Genomic DNA, 17,576 nt, shown 5'->3' on the forward strand with positions numbered 1-17,576 from the left:
TTCGCCATACGCAGTGATTATACGTCATCATTGTGCTTTGTGCTGATCTAATCTCACCCGCCAGACAGCAAAAAGCGATAACGGAGCCCTCCATTATCGCTGTTTGTCTTCAGTTAAAACATGTTTTTCTGTAATTTACTGTAAAACAGAATGTTATGCGGAAATTTTTGCCTCTTCTTCCCTGTCCACCGCGAAACAGGCAATCAGCTGTCCGCCGTAGGATTTAAGCTCCGGACGGAACTGAGTACAGGTGCCAAATGCATGACGGCAGCGGGCGGCAAAGGCGCATCCCGGCGGCGGATTCAGCGGGCTCGGCAGCTCGCCGGTCAGTTTTATCCGCTCACGGCGCTGTGCCGGATTCAGCCTCGGTGTCGCGGAGAGCAGAGCCTGTGTGTAAGGATGGCGCGGATTCTCAAAAATCTGCGCTTTGGTACCTTTTTCCACACAACGTCCCAGATACATCACCATCACATCATCCGCGATATGTTCCACCACAGATAAGTCATGAGAAATAAACACATACGACAGACCCAGCTCATCCTGAAGATCCATCATCAGGTTCAGCACCTGAGCGCGGACGGATACATCCAGCGCGGATACCGGTTCATCGGCAATCACCACATCCGGATCCAGCATCAGCCCCCGGGCAATGGCAATACGCTGGCGCTGACCGCCGGAAAACATATGCGGATAACGGCTGTAATGCTCAGTTTTCAGGCCGACTTTCGCCATCATCGCCAGCACTTTCTCTTTGCGCTCTGCCGCGCTGAGAGAGGTATTGATAACCAGCGGCTCTTCCAGAATCTGCCCGACTTTTTTACGCGGATTAAGCGAGCCGTACGGGTTCTGGAACACAATCTGGATTTTCTGCCGCCGCAGTTTCTCCGCATGTTTATCTGCCACCAGCAGATCCTGCCCCTGGTAGAACAGCTCCCCGCCGGTCGGTTTTTCAATCATGGTCAGCAGACGGCCGAGTGTCGATTTCCCGCAGCCGGACTCCCCGACCACCGCCAGGGTTTTCCCGCGATTCAGATCAAACGATACGCCGTCGAGGGCTTTCACCATCCGCTCCGGCGAGAAAAAGCCTTTCTTCACCGGATAATATTTTTTCAGATCACTGACATGTAACAGCGGCTGTGTGGTTTCACTCATGGCCCGGTCTCCCTTCATCATCCAGCGGGGTATGACATTTCACCTGACGCGCCCCGACAGTACGCAGTTCCGGTTCCGTGCTGCGGCATAAATCCGTGGCGTACGGGCAGCGCGGGTTCAGCAGACAGCCCTCAGGCCGGTCATATTTACCGGGCACAACCCCCGGCAGTGATGCCAGACGGCTCTTGTTACCGGCGAATTCCGGCAGTGCCCGTAACAGTGCCTGAGTATACGGATGGCGCGGCGCGCGGAAGATATCCGACGCCTTGCCGGACTCCGCCACCTGCCCCGCATACATCACAATAATGTGGTGAGCGGCTTCCGCCACCAGCGCGAGGTCATGGGTGATCAGCACCAGTGCCATGTTTTCCTGCTGCTGTAACTCCAGCAGCAGTTCAATGATCTGTGCCTGAATAGTCACATCCAGTGCTGTTGTCGGCTCATCGGCAATCAGCAGCTTCGGACGGCAGGCAATCGCCATCGCAATCATCACACGCTGGCTCATCCCGCCGGATAACTGGTGCGGATAGACATCCAGCCGCGATTTCGGATCCGGGATACCGACCAGCGTCAGCAGGTCGATAGTCCGCTGTAACCGGGTTTTCCGGTTGCCGCCCTGGTGAACTTTCAGGGCTTCCATGATCTGATATCCCACGGTATAGCAGGGATTCAGGCTGGTCATCGGATCCTGGAAAATCATTGCCACATCCGCGCCCACCAGCTCGCGCCGCTCTTTTTCTGAGATGGTCAGCAGATGGCGGCCGTCAAACTCAAGGTTATCCGCCATCACCCGGCCCGGGAAATCAATCAGCCCCATAATCGCCAGTGAACTGACGGATTTACCGGAGCCGGATTCCCCGACAATCCCGAGCACTTCACCTTCCTCAACCTGATAGCTGATCCGGTCAACGGCGCGGAATGGCATCTCTTTTTCACCGAAGTGAACAGATAATTTATCAACTGTTAATAACGCCATGTCTGCACCTCTACTGCTTAAGCTTAGGATCAAGGGCATCACGCAATCCGTCGCCCATCAGGTTAAACGCCAGTACTGTCAGTAAAATCGCCAGGCCCGGGAAGGTCACCACCCACCATGCGCTCTGCGTAAACTGTAAAACATCGGACAGCATGGTTCCCCACTCCGGTGTCGGCGGCTGTGCGCCCATCCCGAGGAAACCTAATGCGGCCATGTCCAGAATAGCGTTGGAGAAACCCAGAGATGCCTGCACAATCAGCGGCGCCAGGCAGTTCGGCAGAATATTGACAAACATCTGGCGCACCGGGCCTGCGCCCGCCACCGCAGAAGCGGTCACATAGTCGCGGCTCACTTCCGTCAGCACCGCCGCGCGGGTCAGACGGATATAGTGCGGCAGTGCCACGAAAGTCAGCGCCAGCGAGGCATTAACAATCGACGGACCGAAAATCGCCACCAGCACCAGTGCCAGCAGCAGGCTCGGCAGTGCCAGCATGATATCGACGATACGCATGATCAGGGCATCAACCCAGCCGCCGAAATACCCGGCAGCGAGGCCAATCACCACCCCCAGCAGCAGCGACAGCGCTACCACCAGACAACCGACCAGCAGTGAAAGCCGTGCGCCGTACATCAGGCGCGACAGAATATCGCGGCCGATATCATCAGTACCGAGAATAAACTGCCATGAGCCGCCTTCCTGCCAGACCGGCGGTTGTAATAAATGATCACGGAACTGCTCATCCGGCAGATGCGGGGCGAGCAGCGGGGCAAAAACGGCGATCAGCAGCATCAGCAGAATATAGATCAGGCCGATCAGCGCGCCTTTGTTGCGCCGGAAGTAGTGCCAGAATTCGCGCAGCGGGGAAAGCGGCTCAGGCGCGCGGGTCACGGTAGTATTTGTCGTCTCAGACATTGTGCGCTCCTGTTATTTTTTATGACGGATCCGCGGGTTAACGACGCCGTAGAGTAAATCCACGCACAGGTTAACCAGGATAATCAGAATGGCGATCAGCAGAACGCCGCCCTGCACAACCGGATAGTCGCGGCGCTGAAGGGCATCAATCAGCCAGCGGCCGATACCGGGCCAGGAAAAAATCGTTTCGGTCAGAATCGCCCCGGCCAGCATCACGCCGACCTGTAAGCCGATAACGGTCACCACCGGCAGCAGCGCGTTGCGCAGTGCATGCACCACAATCACGCGGATGCGGCTCAGCCCCTTGGCGCGGGCGGTACGGATATAATCCTCACCCAGCACTTCCAGCATTGCCGAACGGGTCATACGGACAATCACCGCCAGCGGGATGGTACCGAGCACAATGGACGGCAGAATAAGATGCATCACCGCATCATGAAAATCGCCGTCCTCACCCCAGATCAGGGTATCAATCAGCATAAATCCGGTCAGCGGCTGACTGTCGTCGAGGAACACACTGTCCGATAAGCGCCCCGACACCGGTGTCAGATCGAGATTCACCGACACCAGCATGATCAGCATGATGCCCCACCAGAAAATCGGCATGGAATAGCCGGTCAGGGAGACCCCTATAGCAGTGTGATCAAAGATTGACCCGCGTTTGACGGCCGCCAGTACCCCGACCGGGATCCCGACAGAAATGGCGAAAATCATGGCACAGGCAGCGAGTTCCAGCGTGGCTTTAAAGCGGGGAACAAACTCTTCCCACACCGGCTGACGGCTCTTCAGAGAGAGGCCGAGGTCACCGTGCAGGACACCGTTGATATAATGAAGGTACTGTTTCCAGTAGGGCTGATCCAGCCCCAGGGCCGCCATCAGTTGAGCGTGGCGTTCAGGGGAAATTCCCCGCTCACCCGCCATGATAGTGACCGGGTCTCCCGGAATCAGATGAACAAATATAAACGTCAGTAACGTGATACCGATAAATGTCGGTATTACCATCCCGACCCGTCGGAGGATAAATTGCAGCATATCCCTGTTTCTCTTGTAATGGCCGCTGACAGCGCTCTGGTCATAAGACCGGACGAAAGGGAGGACTTTCCCTTTATACTCACACGATGAATAATATTGTTTTAGTTATGTGTTCTGCGTCGTCCGTGCAATGCGGTTCGATACAGGGTTGCCGCCCCCCGGAGGAGGCGGCAGACCGGTAACACTCATTTCCGGTTTACTTATTTTTCGATAGACACATTGTCAAAGTGGTGTTTACCCAGCGGATCCACCACATAGCCTTTCACTTCTTTGCGCACCGGCTCAAACACTGTGGAGTGTGCAACGATCAGTGCAGGCGCCTGCTCTTTCATCACTACCTGAGCCTGCTCATACAGCTTGGCGCGCTCTTTCGGATCAGCCGTGGTACGTGCCGGCTGAATGATGTTTTCAAAGGACTGATCACACCATTTCGAGTAGTTAGAACCCTGCTCTTTAGCCGCACAGCTGAAGAGTGTGGCGAAGAAGTTATCCGGATCCCCGTTGTCACCGGTCCAGCCCATCATGACAGTCTGAGGCTCGCCCGCTTTTGCGCGCTTGAGGTACTCGCCCCACTCATAGGTCACAATCTTGGCTTTCACGCCGACTTTCGCCCAGTCTGCCTGGATCATCTCAGCCATACGGCGGGCGTTCGGGTTATACGGACGCTGAACCGGCATCGCCCACAGGTCGATTTCAAAGCCGTTTTCCATACCTGCTTCTTTCAGCAGCGCTTTGGCTTTTTCCGGATCATACGGATAGTCTTCAATGCTGTTGTTGTAGCCCCACATGGTCGGCGGGATCAGGTTTTTCGCTTTCTGGCCTGCGCCCTGATACACCGCGTCAATGATGGCATCTTTATTAACTGCCATATTCAGTGCCTGACGTACTTTGACGTTATCCAGCGGTTTTTTCGTGACGTTATAGGAGAGATAGCCGACGTTCAGGCCCGGCTGCTCTTTCAGGACAATGTTTTTATCTTCACGCATACGCTCCAGGTCTGCCGGGTTCGGGTACGGCATTACCTGACACTCGTTTTTCTGCAGTTTGGCGTAACGGACAGAGGCATCCGGGGTGATGGAGAAGACCAGGCGGTCAATTTTCGGTTTGCCGTTCCAGTAATCGTCATTGGCTTTATACAGGATACGGGAATCTTTCTGGTACTGCTGCAACACAAACGGCCCGGTGCCGATCGGGTTCAGGTCGACTTTCTCCGGTGTACCGGCTTTCAGCATCTGATCGGCATATTCAGCGGAAAGAATGGAGGCGAAGTCCATCCCGAGGTTTGCCAGGAACGGCGCTTCAGAGCGGCTCAGCTGAAAACGGACAGTGTTGTCATCGACCTTCTCAACTTTATCGATGATTTTATCCATATCCATGCCGCTGAAATATTCATAACTACCGCCGGAGACCTTGTGATACGGGTTATCCGGGTTTTTCTGGCGGTCGAAGGTAAAGACCACATCATCCGCATTGAAATCACGGGTTGGTTTGAAATCCTTGCTGCTGTGGAATTTCACCCCTTTGCGCAGATGGAACGTATAGGTTTTTCCGTCTTCGCTCACATCCCAGGATTCCGCCAGGCCCGGCTCCAGCTCTGTGGTACCGGCTTTAAACTCCACCAGCCGGTTATACAGCGGCACGGAGCTGGCATCATAAGTGGTTCCCGAAGTGAACAGCTGCGGGTTAAACCCTTCCGGTGATCCCTCAGAACAAAAAACCAGCGTTCCCGCCGCATTAACACTGGCGGATACCGCCAGAGCAACCAGTGTAATACCCAGCTTCGCAAATCCTGTCTTACGTTTGGCGCTTCTCATCATCATTATCTCCGCCTGTCGTTGAATGTCGTGTTTGCTCTGTCGTCCGGCAGTGCCGGACCACAAATTTCAGTTTGTTTATTATTTTTTGACACTTCACTAAATCAACTGTCACAGAGGCAGTCAATACTATTGACTATGGACGATGACTACACATAAAACACACAAATCAAACGTTTTGATAACAAAAACAGCTAAAATGTTTGAACGGGTGCACAACTGAGCATTTATTCAGCTGCCGGATAAAACGTTCACAGAATAAACAGCTGATAAAAATTATCCGGATTTTGTGACTGAATGCTTAATTACTGCGCGATTATTTTGTCTGATATCACTGTCACAGTGTTTTCCGTTGCACATTTTGCCACAACTGCCGCTGTAATCCGCACCCTGCCTGATATACAGCGGTACTATCACGTACTGAAATCAAACCGGTCCTCAGTAACTGACACTGACAGAAAATCCTCCCGCCGGTGAAAAGGCCCGTACACGTTCCGCTTCTTTCAGCGGCAGACCGGCAAAGACCTGATAGCTCAGTGATTTATAAAACCCCTTCATCCCGATCTCCGTACCCGCCAGACGATGAGATCGCGCACCTCCGGAAATTTTTGCCCCCGGCAGCCCGGCATCTGCTGCCAGATACAGATTATGTCCCGGCAATACCTGCTGCCAGACCACCTCATTACGGCTGATAAAAGCCCGCGCGGCGCTCATGCTGTGGGAAAACGGATAGCCGCGTACCGAATAACGGCCACTCAGGGATTCATAATCCATCTCATCTGCTTTATCTGCATTAATAAAGCCGCGCATAACGCCTTCATAATAAAACGGCTGACCGGCAAGGCGGAACGGTACTGTCAGTGTTGTTTCTGCCATCAGCTGCCGGGTCGGTTTCAGCTTTTTTTCTGTTACCGGCAGCGCACCAAAGCGGTTCAGTGAATGCTTATACTGCACCTGATACTGCAAGGTGAAATCCGGCAGATACCAGCGGTGATTCAGTCCGGTATTCCAGTAAACAGACCGGCGCTCAGGCAATATCAGCGGCGCATGTCCGAGTGTGACATGCCGGGTTACCGCAGAAATGCCGCTGCTGAGGGTGAGATCATGTGCCGGAGTCAGAAGGAGCTTACGGCCGAAGCTCAGATCCAGCGTTTTGCTGCGGGTAAAATAGTCCAGTGATCCCCGGTATACCGGGTATTGCTGCTTCTGCTCACTGTAACTGCCGCCTGCGGTAAATTCCCAGTACCGGAAAGGGATCCGGTACTGGCCATAAATAAATTTCACCCCGGCGGAATGGTCGCGGTCCATATCCCGCAGGGTATAAATAAACAGGCGGTCATACAGCTGTAACGGATTTTCAAGACTGAGCCGGTTAGTTATCTGCCTGCTGCCGGTTGACGGGCTACCGTAGTTGCTGATTTCAAGTGAGCCGCTGATGCTGCGTTTTTTCTGCCGGGTAATGGTGATGATGCTGTTGCCGGGGTTCTGCGGATCAGGTTCAACGGCAGCCTGAGCCCCCAGACTGGGCAATTGATTCAGATGGGACATTCCCAGTTCAGTATCACGGATATTCAGCTGTCCGTCTGCCCGCTGCGGGAAAATCAGGTTCAGCCCGAAATGCGTATCTCCGCTCTCTTTATCGCGATAGCCGCTCAGATAACCGGGCTGATAGTGAAGTGTCAGGGTACCGTCGCTGACATTCTGCGGTGGCACACTGATTTGTGCTGTGATAAAACCGGCCTGATGCACCACCGACTCCAGTGTCATTACCGCTTCTGCCATCTGTTCTGATGTCAGACAGTGTCCGGTAATGCTTTTTTCAAATTCATCCGCCAGATAAGAGGGCTCAATTAATTCACGCTGCTTAATCACCACCTCTGACAGTATGGCGCAGGAGGCCGGAGAAACCGGCGGAGAAGAAGTGTAAGTGCTACCCCATGCGCAGCCACAGGCCGTCGCCATCACAGCAGCAGCCGCTGTTTTTTTTATCATGTATCCGTCCGTCTGATGAAATCCTTTCAGCGGGCAGTTAAACGGATAACAGAAAACAGCGATATCAAAAAAGCGGCGGAATTTTTGAAAGTAACAGAAGAGGAAAAATGGCAGATGCTGAAAAGCAAAAAACCCTGCTGTAAAAGCAGGGTTTTTCTTAATATGGTCGGCGAGATAGGATTCGAACCTACGACCCACTGGTCCCAAACCAGTTGCGCTACCAAGCTGCGCTACTCGCCGAAAGCGGGATGGATATTACTGCCGGAAAGGCTAAACGTCAAGAGCAGAAACCGGAATTTTTTGTTTTTCACCCCATTATTTTTATTTCGCCGGTTTATCAGCCAAATTTCTGTTTTTTATCCGCTTATTGGTAAACGGTATGTTTTTTATTTGCTATCGGAATGCTGAAAACTGACAAAAAATAACCACTCTGTTTATATCTGCTGTCAGCGACTTTATTTATCCTGCCCGTGGATTTTATACCTCAGCAACAACCAGGGAGTGGTTATGCCAAAAATAGTAAAGCTGTCCGTTATCAGCAGTGCCCTTTTCCTCGCTCAGTTCGCCTCTGCAACGGATATTACCGTTAATCCTGTATCATCAGAGAGGACTCAGGTCATCCGTCAGGGGAACACCACCACCATCAATATCGCACCGGCAAACATACACGGTGTTTCTTATAATGCCTATGATCAGTTTAACGTCGGCAAGCATGGTGTGGTATTTAATAACCGCGAATCCGGTGCAGGTATGATTATTAACGAGGTGCTTTCAACCGAAAAATCACAACTGCGCGGCAATATGCATGTGGATGGCCAAAAAGCCCATCTCATTATCGCTAACCCGAACGGTATTGCCTGTAACGGATGCAGTGTTTCCGGCGCGGATCAGTTAACACTGACCGGCGGAAAAATAGTATTCTCTCTGGACGGAGAATTACTGGGTTATCACAATAGTAAAAATAACAGCAACATTCGCATTAGTAACACCACTGAAAATGCGTTTTCTTCCGTAAACAAATTCAATGTGATTGCTGAAAACATCACTATTCGTAACAGTGAAATCAGTACGCCCAATCTGGTGATGTTCAGCGGCCATGAATTAGTAAAATATTCACCAGATACAGTCCGGGGTTTGGAAGCCTTACCCGGCAGCAGTGGTACACCAAAAAGTAAACTGACTATCAGCAAAGGCAGCCATATTAAAACGGATAATATGTATATCAGTGCAAATAACACTGATATAAAAAATCACGGTATGATTACAGTTGGTGATGCACAAAAGCAACATGCTGTGAATAGTCAACTGACGTTGGATTTGGTCAATTCACACCTGATGAATGGCAGCAAAGGTAATATCCGTGTAACTGATGCGGATTCAATCCTGGAAAACAGCCAGATTACCAACAACGGCAATATCCATATTGATAACAAACATAAAATGCTGGCAATAGGCAGCGCTGTTATCCATAACAAAGGGAATATGTCATCAGATATCACCAAAATTACCAGTTTGAATAATGTTAAATCCGGTGTTGGTATTAATAACTATGGCAATCTGACAGGCAGTTTATTGGTTAAAGCAAATCAAATCGCATTTAACAATAAAAAATATCTGGAAGCATTGGATATATCTGCAGATAGTGATGTTCTTGCCTATATTAATGATGGCGAGATAATGAATGAAACAGCTAAGTTCAGAGCTTATGAACTCTATCATTCAGGTAATGGAAAAATCACATCCGTGCCTGTATTTGAATCTGAGATAAAAAAACCACTTCAGTAAAAAGAAAGCCCGGCATTGCCGGGCTTTTAGCTCTTTCACCGGTTACTGCAACAGCGAAATATCCGCAACACCCAGGAACAGGTTGCGCAGTTCATTTAATAATGTCAGACGGTTACGGCGGATATTGTCATCCTTATCCATCACCATTACGCTATCAAAGAACGCATCCACCGCTTCACGCAGAGAGGCCAGTTCAGTCAGTGCTTCCTGATATTTGCCTTCCGCATAGAGCGGAGCCAGCTGCGTTTTCAGGTCAGTCACATAGGCTGCCAGGCGGATCTCTTCCGGTGCATTCATTAATGATGCCAGAACGGTATCATTCAGTGCATCATCACTCTTCGACAGAATGTTGGAAACACGCTTGTTAGCAGCGGCCAGAGCAGCGGCTTCCTCCAGTGTACGGAAGTGAGTGACGGCTTTCATGCGGGCATCAAAGTCTGCCGGACGGGTCGGACGACGCGCCAGAACTGCCTGGATAGTATCAATCGCATAACCCTGCTCCTGATACCATGCACGGAAACGGCCTAACATGAAATCAACCACGTCAGTGACCACATTCGCGTTCGTCAGCTTATCACCATACAGGCGGACCGCTTCCTGTGTCAGCGTTTCCAGGTCGAGGTTGTAACCTTTCTCAACGATGATACGCAGCACGCCGAGTGCGGCACGGCGCAGAGCAAACGGGTCTTTATCCCCTTTCGGATGCTGGCCGATACCGAAGATCCCCGCCAGGGTATCCATTTTGTCAGCAATCGCCAGAGCATCAGACACCGGCGTTGACGGCAGGTTATCACCGGCATAACGCGGCTGATACTGCTCTTTCAGCGCCAGTGCCACGTCTTCGGATTCACCGTCATGGCGTGCATAGTGCATGCCCATCACACCCTGGGTGTCAGTGAATTCAAAGACCATGTTGGTCATCAGGTCACATTTGGCCAGCAGGCCCGCACGGGTGGCGTGATTCACATCCGCGCCAATCTGACCGGCAATCCAGCCTGCGAGCGCTTCAAGGCGATCAGTTTTATCACGCAGTGTACCCAGTTGCTGCTGGAACAGAACCGTGCTCAGGCGCGGCAGGTTATCTTCCAGACGCTTTTTGCAGTCGGTTTTGAAGAAGAACTCAGCATCCGCCAGACGAGGACGGACGACTTTTTCATTACCTGCGATGATCTGCGACGGGTCAGAAGACTCGATATTGGCGACAAAGATAAAGTTCGGCATCAGGTTGCCGTTTTTGTCGTAAACCGGGAAGTATTTCTGGTCACCTTTCATAGTGTAAACCAGCGCTTCAGACGGAACCGCGAGGAATTTTTCCTCGAATTTCGCTGTCAGCACAACCGGCCATTCCACCAGTGAAGTGACTTCTTCCAGCAGGCTGTCAGTCAGGTCAGCCACGCCGCCCAGTGCCAGTGCTGCTTTTTCCGCATCACGTTTGATCATAGCTTTACGGGCATCGTAATCCGCCATCACTTTACCGCGGGTTTCCAGAATTGCCGGATACTCGTCTGCGTGTGCGATAGTAAATTCCGCTTCACCCATAAAACGGTGACCACGGATAACACGGTCAGAGGTTATCCCAAGGACTTCACCCGGAATAACATCCGCGCCCATCAGCATCGTGACGGTATGAACCGGACGCACAAAGTGAGTCTCTTTATCACCCCAGCGCATCAGTTTCGGGATAGGCAGTTTTGCCAGCGCACGGCTGACCATATCTGCCAATAATTCTTTGGCTTTATTCCCTTTTTCCACCGCGCGGTACAGCAGCCATTCACCTTTGTCAGTGACCATGCGATCAGCCTGATCGACAGTGATCCCGCAACCGCGTGCCCAGCCTTCCGCCGCTTTGGTCGGTTTGCCTTCGGCATCAAATGCCTGGGCAATAGCAGGGCCGCGCTTTTCCACTTCGCGATCAGCGGCAGATTCCGCCAGACCGGCAATTTTTACCGCCAGGCGGCGTGGTGCAGCATACCAGGTCACATCACCGTGAGTCAGGTTAGCAGCGGCCAGTTCTGCAGTCAGGTTGGCCGCAAAAGATTCAGCAAGAGAACGAAGCGCCTTCGGCGGTAACTCTTCTGTGCCGATTTCCGTCAGGAAAGTCTGTTGTGTCATGACAGCCTCTTAGTTCTTTTTACACATCGGGAAGCCCAGTGCCTCACGGGAGGCATAGTAAGCTTCGGCAACGGCTTTGGTCAGGGTACGGATGCGCAGGATATAACGCTGACGTTCCGTCACCGAAATCGCTTTGCGCGCATCAAGCAGGTTGAAAGAGTGAGCCGCTTTCAGAATACGCTCGTAGGCCGGTAACGGCAGCGGAGTTTCCAGTGCCAGCAGGGACTGTGCTTCTTTCTCATACTGTTCGAAACAGGTGAATAAGAAGTCCACATCGGCGTATTCAAAGTTATACGTGGATTGCTCAACTTCGTTCTGATGATAGATATCACCATAGGTGGTTTTGCCCAGCGGGCCGTCACACCAGACCAGATCGTAAACGCTGTCCACGCCCTGGATGTACATCGCCAGGCGCTCGAGACCGTAAGTGACTTCCCCGGTAACCGGTTTGCACTCCAGTCCGCCGACCTGCTGGAAGTAAGTAAACTGTGTAACTTCCATGCCGTTCAGCCAGACTTCCCAGCCTAATCCCCAGGCACCCAGTGTCGGGTTTTCCCAGTTATCCTCAACAAAACGGATGTCATGAACCGTCGGGTCAATACCCAGCTCTTTCAGGGAGCCGAGATACAGCTCCTGGATGTTATCCGGAGACGGTTTGATGATGACCTGAAACTGATAGTAGTGCTGCAGGCGGTTCGGGTTTTCCCCGTAACGGCCGTCCGTCGGACGACGGGATGGCTGCACATAGGCCGCCGCAATCGGCTCCGGCCCTAACGCTCTCAGACACGTCATCGGGTGTGAAGTGCCGGCGCCGACTTCCATGTCCAGTGGTTGAACAATGGTACAGCCCTGGCGCGCCCAGTAATCCTGTAATGTCAGGATAAGACCCTGGAAGGTTTTGGTATCAAACTTTTGCATGTTGGATCCGCACGCGAGAAAATGAATAATAAAATAAAAGTCATTCAGTATACCCTCTGACCGCCGGACTATACAGCGCTTCTCCGATCTTTTTCCGCCCGGATCGAAAAACCGGTAATATACCCGTTTACATGGATATTTATCCAGTATAAATTAACCGGAAAGCCGTCTTCCGGGAGAACACAATGTCACTGTCCGCCGCTGCTCAGACCCGCTGTGCCTGGGTTACTGATGACCCGCTCTATATTCAGTACCATGACACCGAATGGGGTGTCCCCGAGCGTGATAACCATAAATTATTTGAGATGATCTGCCTTGAAGGCCAGCAGGCGGGTCTTTCCTGGCTGGTGATCCTGAAAAAGCGTGAAAATTACCGGCAGTCGTTCTTTCAGTTTGATCCGGAAAAAGTGGCGGCCATGACAGAGGCCGATGTGGACAAACTGATGCAAAACCCGGGAATTGTCCGCCAGCGGGCGAAAATCAATGCCATTATCAGTAATGCAAAAGCCTACCTGGCGATGCAGGAGGCCGGTGAAGATTTCAGTGATTTTTTGTGGAATTTCACCGGTAACACGCCGCTGATTAACCACTATACAGACAGCAGCACCATCCCTGCGGATACCCCGCTGTCCCATGCTCTGGCAAAAGCACTGAAAAAACGCAGGTTTAAATTCTGCGGGCCGGTTATCTGTTATTCCTTTATGCAGGCCGTCGGCATGATTGATGATCATCTGCCGCACTGTTGCAGCCGCCGTTAAAAAAATCCCCGTTATGTGGTAAGTACATAACGGGGTAAAGGTATAACGAGGACTTTGGATCTGTTAACTGACATCACCGGCCGGCATAAAGCACAAGGCATTTACCTCACACCGTTCAGTAATGCGTCCCAGTTTACCCGCAAGTGCCTCCGGTAATGGCTGTAATAATCCTGCTATTATCATTGTATTAGCGCCGACAAACCGCACTGTTCAATAAATTCAGTCACACTTTCTGACAGATAATTCCGCCGGTTCTGTTAAAACAATTCCACGGGGGTGGTACCCTTTGCCTGTGATCTGCGTGTTTTACCGGTGACGATTTGCCGGTGATCATTTTCCGGTGACAGCACTCACGTTCCGCCGTTAAACGGAAATCCGGATCACACAAAAAAACAAAAACTTCTCAGTACACTCTATTTATGGAATAGTACGCCGGTCGGGTGAAATAATTACCGGTACCCGCCCGCTGTATATGCAGGGACATGTTATGACACGCAAATGTATGATAATAAGCGGATTGCTGGGACTGAGTACGATACTCAGCGGCTGCTCAAGTATTATGACCCGGACCGGCCCGACAGAGGGCTACTATCCCGGAACCAAAAACAGTATCGCCATGTTGCAGGATGACGAAACCGGCTGGGTCATGAAGCCGATTGTCGCCATTGACCTGCCCTTCTCCGCTGTCCTCGATACCCTTCTGGCCCCGGTCGATTATGCCACCGGCGGCAAAGACAACAGTGAGTCATCCCCTGCGGAACGGGTAAAACGCCTGGAAGCAGCGGAAACCGCCCATAACGCCCCGGCACCATTGCCGCAGGAGTAATCTGCCGCCGTTACAGCCCGGTGTCTGCCACCCAGATTTGCTGCCAGCCGTTTGTGCGGCGCAGAAATGCCACCCGGCTGTTATCCGGTGAAAACACCACCGCATCCCCTGACACCGGTTCTGCCGATGGTGCCGTCACCGCGCGGCATACCCCGGTTTCAGCACAACACACCATGACCAATCCTTTACGGACAAAGGTCAGATACCGCCCGGTGCTGTCCCAGCTGAATGCAGATTCAATACTGTCACTGCCGGAAGTGACCTGATGCACCTCACCGCCCAGCGGGGAAATCGTCCACAACTGAACAATTCCCTGATCGTCCTGCATCAGAAACGCAATTTTGTCGCCCTGCGGTGAGCTGCGCAGCCAGAAGCGCGGCTGTTTTGCCAGCCCCGGATACCGGCGATGATGAGTAAATGTCAGCCGCGTCTGGCTGACACCGGCCGGCGGAGCAGGCATCGTGCTGTCGGTTCCCTCAAGCGGCAGATCGCCGGCAACGGCATAATCTTCAGGCCGTTCCGGCAGATCGAGACGGAAAATCTCCGGGATCACCTCATCGTTTTCTGACCGGGTATCCCCGATAAACGCAATCGCACGCCGCTGACGGGAGCCGTCAGCCCGCAGATACCCCTGCTCACCAATCCAGCCCTCTTCATATGCACGGCTGATTTCATCACTGCCGGGTTGCGGCGCCGGGGTTGTCCGCGAGACCACACAGCAGAAAAACTCCCCGTCATATTCACGCGGGTGATGTTTCCCGGTACATACCGGATGCAGCGGAACCGCCACCGCCACATTACGCAGATCCAGCGCCGGATCCCGCTCATGCAGCACATGGTCGTTATAAGTGAAACTCAGCCATTCCCCGTCCGGGCTGAACACATGCACATGTGTACCGCCGCGCAGAGCGCCGGGCTGATAAGGCGGTGTAATGCAGAAAGCATCAATATTGTGTGCAACACCCGGCACATCATCACTGACCATCACCCCCTGACGGTGATGGAAATCATACTGCCACTGCGGATCCGGGTTCAGCGGCCCGCGGATAAAGGCATACCGCACCGGCAACTGCGGGCTGACAGTCACCACACCCACACAGGCCCCGGCGGTTCCCCGGTAAATTTCACGGATTTCTGTTGTATTCACATGAATTTTTTCTATCGTTTTACCGATAAACGAAGACCCCTGAGGGCGGACATCATAAACCAGCCATTGGCTATCCGGCGTCCATACATTAATATTAGTAAGCTGATGATGACGGGGTGTTGTTGTTATCTGATATTCATTCATTAGAGTGATACTCTCTTTTTATACCATCAGTTCGGATAACCTCAGGTAATCCGATTGGGTCAGACTAAAAAAACTCAGTCGAGACTTTCGGCTGTGCTGACTATGCTAACCTTCCGATAAACCGGCAATGATAAGACTATGTTACTCAGTATCCTGTACATTATTGGTATTACCGCTGAAGCCATGACCGGAGCACTGGCCGCCGGCCGCCGGAAAATGGATGTTTTCGGCGTAATTATTATCGCCTCCGCCACTGCTATCGGCGGCGGATCTGTCCGCGATATGCTGCTGGGCCATTACCCGCTGGGCTGGGTAAAACATCCTGAATATATTATTACGGTTGCCTGTGCTGCCGTTATTACTATCTGGGTTGCGCCGATGATGAAGCATCTGCGCCGCCTTTTCCTGATCCTGGATGCTATCGGGCTGATGGTATTTTCCATTATCGGCGCTCAGATAGCACTCGATATGAACTACGGGCCGATCATTGCGGCTATTGCCGCCGTTATCACCGGTGTTTTCGGTGGTGTGCTGCGCGATATGCTGTGTAACACCATTCCGCTGGTTTTCCAGAAAGAATTATATGCCGGTATCTCCTTTGCCGCTGCCTGGCTCTATATGGGATTACTGTTTTACACGCCGCTGCCGCGCGATGCCGTCATTATTATTACCCTGGTGGCCGGCCTGACGTCCCGGTTAATTGCCATCCGCTACCGCCTCGGGTTACCGGTCTTTAATTACGAAAATCAGGATTAACGGCAATAACCGCTCACCCGGAACCGGACAATACCGGTTCCGGTTCTGCTTATCTGCCCTGTTTGTCTGTTTTTTCCTGTTGTCCCGCACTGTCATGTAACTGACGGGTATATGCATACATTTTTATTCCGCCGGTGCGGAAAAATGAAACATCCGTATTCATCTGCCCGGAAAAATAAGAAATTTTCAGCAGATAATCACCTGAACGCTGCATGTCGCTGCGCGTGTGTGTATACTATATGCGGGGATTTATTCCCCGAGGCTTTTTCAACCCCCAATCAGACAAGACATCAACAATGACCCAAGGTACGTTATATATTGTCTCTGCGCCGAGTGGTGCGGGAAAATCGAGTCTTATTCAGGCATTACTGAAAACACAGCCTTTATATGACACCCAGGTTTCTGTTTCGCACACCACCCGTGGTATCCGCCCGGGCGAAGTGCACGGAGAGCATTATTTCTTCACCACTGAAGATGAATTCAAAAGCATGATCGGCCGTAATGAGTTTCTCGAACATGCCTGTGTCTTCGGAAATTACTACGGTACCGCCCGTAAAACAGTGGAAGATATCCTGAACTCCGGTGTTGATGTATTTCTTGATATTGACTGGCAGGGAGCCCGCCAGATCCGGGAACAGATGCCGGCAGCCCGCAGTATCTTTATTCTGCCGCCGTCCCGTGAGGAATTGCTGCGCCGCCTGCGCGGCCGTGGTCAGGACACTGACGAAGTCATTGCCGGACGTATGGCACAGGCGGTCAGTGAAATGCAGCACTATGGCGAGTACGATTATCTGATTGTGAACGATGATTTTAATGTCGCGCTGACCGATTTACAGACGATTATCCGTGCGGAACGTCTGCGTTCAGGTCGCCAGGTTCAGCGACATGATGCTTTAATCGCCAAATTATTGGCACAGTGATACAACTTTCAGTATCATGCCGAGTCATTTATTTATCTGTGGAGTAGCACACCTATGGCACGCGTAACAGTCCAGGACGCAGTAGAAAAAATTGGTAACCGTTTTGACCTCGTATTAGTGGCAGCACGCCGTGCGCGTCAGTTACAGGCCGGCGGCAAAGAGCCTCTGGTTCCGGAAGAAAACGATAAAGTCACCGTGATCGCCCTGCGCGAAATCGAAGAAAATCTGATCAACGGCCAGATCCTTGACGCCCGTGAGCGCCAGGAACAACAGGAGCAGGAAGCTGCTGAAATGCAAGCGGTTTCTGCAATCGCCGAAGGACGTCGTTAAG

General features: G+C 52.1%; 15 protein-coding genes and 1 tRNA gene. 6 read left to right on the top strand and 10 right to left on the bottom strand.

Translation table 11 applies throughout. From position 1 onward, the window contains the following. Positions 1-153: 153 nt before the first annotated feature. From dppF to GN208_RS07955, 7 genes are all read right to left on the bottom strand, one after another. The gene (gene dppF, locus GN208_RS07925; RefSeq protein WP_004236544.1) at positions 154-1,152 is read right to left on the bottom strand and encodes a dipeptide ABC transporter ATP-binding subunit DppF; all 999 of its coding nucleotides are present in this window, start codon (positions 1,150-1,152) and stop codon (positions 154-156) included. After that, on the bottom strand, positions 1,145-2,128 hold the full coding sequence (gene dppD / locus GN208_RS07930) for a dipeptide ABC transporter ATP-binding protein (protein ID WP_004236546.1): 984 nt from the start codon (positions 2,126-2,128) through the stop codon (positions 1,145-1,147). The genes dppF and dppD overlap by 8 nt, the downstream gene beginning before the upstream one ends. 10 nt (positions 2,129-2,138) lie before the next feature. Further along, entirely contained in the window at positions 2,139-3,041 is a 903-nt protein-coding gene (dppC, locus tag GN208_RS07935; protein ID WP_004236547.1) for a dipeptide ABC transporter permease DppC, read from the bottom strand. A gap of 12 nt (positions 3,042-3,053) precedes the next feature. Next, the gene (gene dppB / locus GN208_RS07940) at positions 3,054-4,073 is read right to left on the bottom strand and encodes a dipeptide ABC transporter permease DppB (protein WP_015422405.1); all 1,020 of its coding nucleotides are present in this window, start codon (positions 4,071-4,073) and stop codon (positions 3,054-3,056) included. 200 nt (positions 4,074-4,273) lie between these two features. Beyond that, entirely contained in the window at positions 4,274-5,887 is a 1,614-nt protein-coding gene (dppA, locus tag GN208_RS07945) for a dipeptide ABC transporter periplasmic-binding protein DppA (RefSeq protein ID WP_036409105.1), read from the bottom strand. A 438-nt stretch (positions 5,888-6,325) separates the two neighbouring features. After that, the gene (locus GN208_RS07950; protein ID WP_004236550.1) at positions 6,326-7,879 is read right to left on the bottom strand and encodes a ShlB/FhaC/HecB family hemolysin secretion/activation protein; all 1,554 of its coding nucleotides are present in this window, start codon (positions 7,877-7,879) and stop codon (positions 6,326-6,328) included. Positions 7,880-8,042: 163 nt separating this feature from the next. Beyond that, positions 8,043-8,119: transfer RNA gene (locus tag GN208_RS07955), tRNA-Pro, on the bottom strand. 267 nt (positions 8,120-8,386) lie between these two features. On the opposite strand from GN208_RS07955, the gene GN208_RS07960 reads away from it, so the two are divergent. Further along, positions 8,387-9,664, top strand: coding sequence for a filamentous hemagglutinin N-terminal domain-containing protein (locus GN208_RS07960; RefSeq protein WP_004236551.1), 1,278 nt, complete (start codon positions 8,387-8,389; stop codon positions 9,662-9,664). Positions 9,665-9,706: 42 nt separating this feature from the next. Here GN208_RS07960 and glyS read toward each other — a convergent pair whose 3' ends face one another. Both glyS and glyQ read right to left on the bottom strand, forming a co-directional pair. Next, the gene (glyS, locus tag GN208_RS07965) at positions 9,707-11,776 is read right to left on the bottom strand and encodes a glycine--tRNA ligase subunit beta (RefSeq protein WP_004236552.1); all 2,070 of its coding nucleotides are present in this window, start codon (positions 11,774-11,776) and stop codon (positions 9,707-9,709) included. A 9-nt stretch (positions 11,777-11,785) separates the two neighbouring features. Then, positions 11,786-12,694, bottom strand: a complete 909-nt coding sequence (gene glyQ / locus GN208_RS07970; protein WP_004236554.1) for a glycine--tRNA ligase subunit alpha — start codon at positions 12,692-12,694, stop codon at positions 11,786-11,788. Between the two features lie 185 nt (positions 12,695-12,879). Between glyQ and GN208_RS07975 the strand changes: the two genes are divergently transcribed. Both GN208_RS07975 and GN208_RS07980 read left to right on the top strand, forming a co-directional pair. After that, the gene (locus GN208_RS07975) at positions 12,880-13,452 is read left to right on the top strand and encodes a DNA-3-methyladenine glycosylase I (protein ID WP_004236556.1); all 573 of its coding nucleotides are present in this window, start codon (positions 12,880-12,882) and stop codon (positions 13,450-13,452) included. Between the two features lie 487 nt (positions 13,453-13,939). Beyond that, the gene (locus tag GN208_RS07980; RefSeq protein WP_015422403.1) at positions 13,940-14,278 is read left to right on the top strand and encodes a YceK/YidQ family lipoprotein; all 339 of its coding nucleotides are present in this window, start codon (positions 13,940-13,942) and stop codon (positions 14,276-14,278) included. 10 nt (positions 14,279-14,288) lie between these two features. Here the strand turns inward: GN208_RS07980 and GN208_RS07985 are convergent, their stop codons facing one another. Continuing rightward, complete coding sequence (locus tag GN208_RS07985; protein WP_004236559.1) at positions 14,289-15,569, bottom strand: DUF3748 domain-containing protein; 1,281 nt, start codon at positions 15,567-15,569, stop codon at positions 14,289-14,291. 138 nt (positions 15,570-15,707) lie between these two features. Here GN208_RS07985 and GN208_RS07990 point away from each other — a divergent pair, with 138 nt between their 5' ends. From GN208_RS07990 to rpoZ, 3 genes are all read left to right on the top strand, one after another. Next, the gene (locus tag GN208_RS07990; RefSeq protein ID WP_004236560.1) at positions 15,708-16,325 is read left to right on the top strand and encodes a trimeric intracellular cation channel family protein; all 618 of its coding nucleotides are present in this window, start codon (positions 15,708-15,710) and stop codon (positions 16,323-16,325) included. A gap of 296 nt (positions 16,326-16,621) precedes the next feature. Further along, the gene (gmk, locus tag GN208_RS07995) at positions 16,622-17,245 is read left to right on the top strand and encodes a guanylate kinase (RefSeq protein ID WP_004236564.1); all 624 of its coding nucleotides are present in this window, start codon (positions 16,622-16,624) and stop codon (positions 17,243-17,245) included. Between the two features lie 54 nt (positions 17,246-17,299). Next, the gene (gene rpoZ, locus GN208_RS08000; protein ID WP_004236565.1) at positions 17,300-17,575 is read left to right on the top strand and encodes a DNA-directed RNA polymerase subunit omega; all 276 of its coding nucleotides are present in this window, start codon (positions 17,300-17,302) and stop codon (positions 17,573-17,575) included. Position 17,576 lies beyond the last annotated feature (1 nt).

This window comes from Morganella sp. HSTU-ASny43 (assembly GCF_022819185.1).
Taxonomy (GTDB): Bacteria; Pseudomonadota; Gammaproteobacteria; order Enterobacterales; family Enterobacteriaceae; genus Morganella; species Morganella morganii.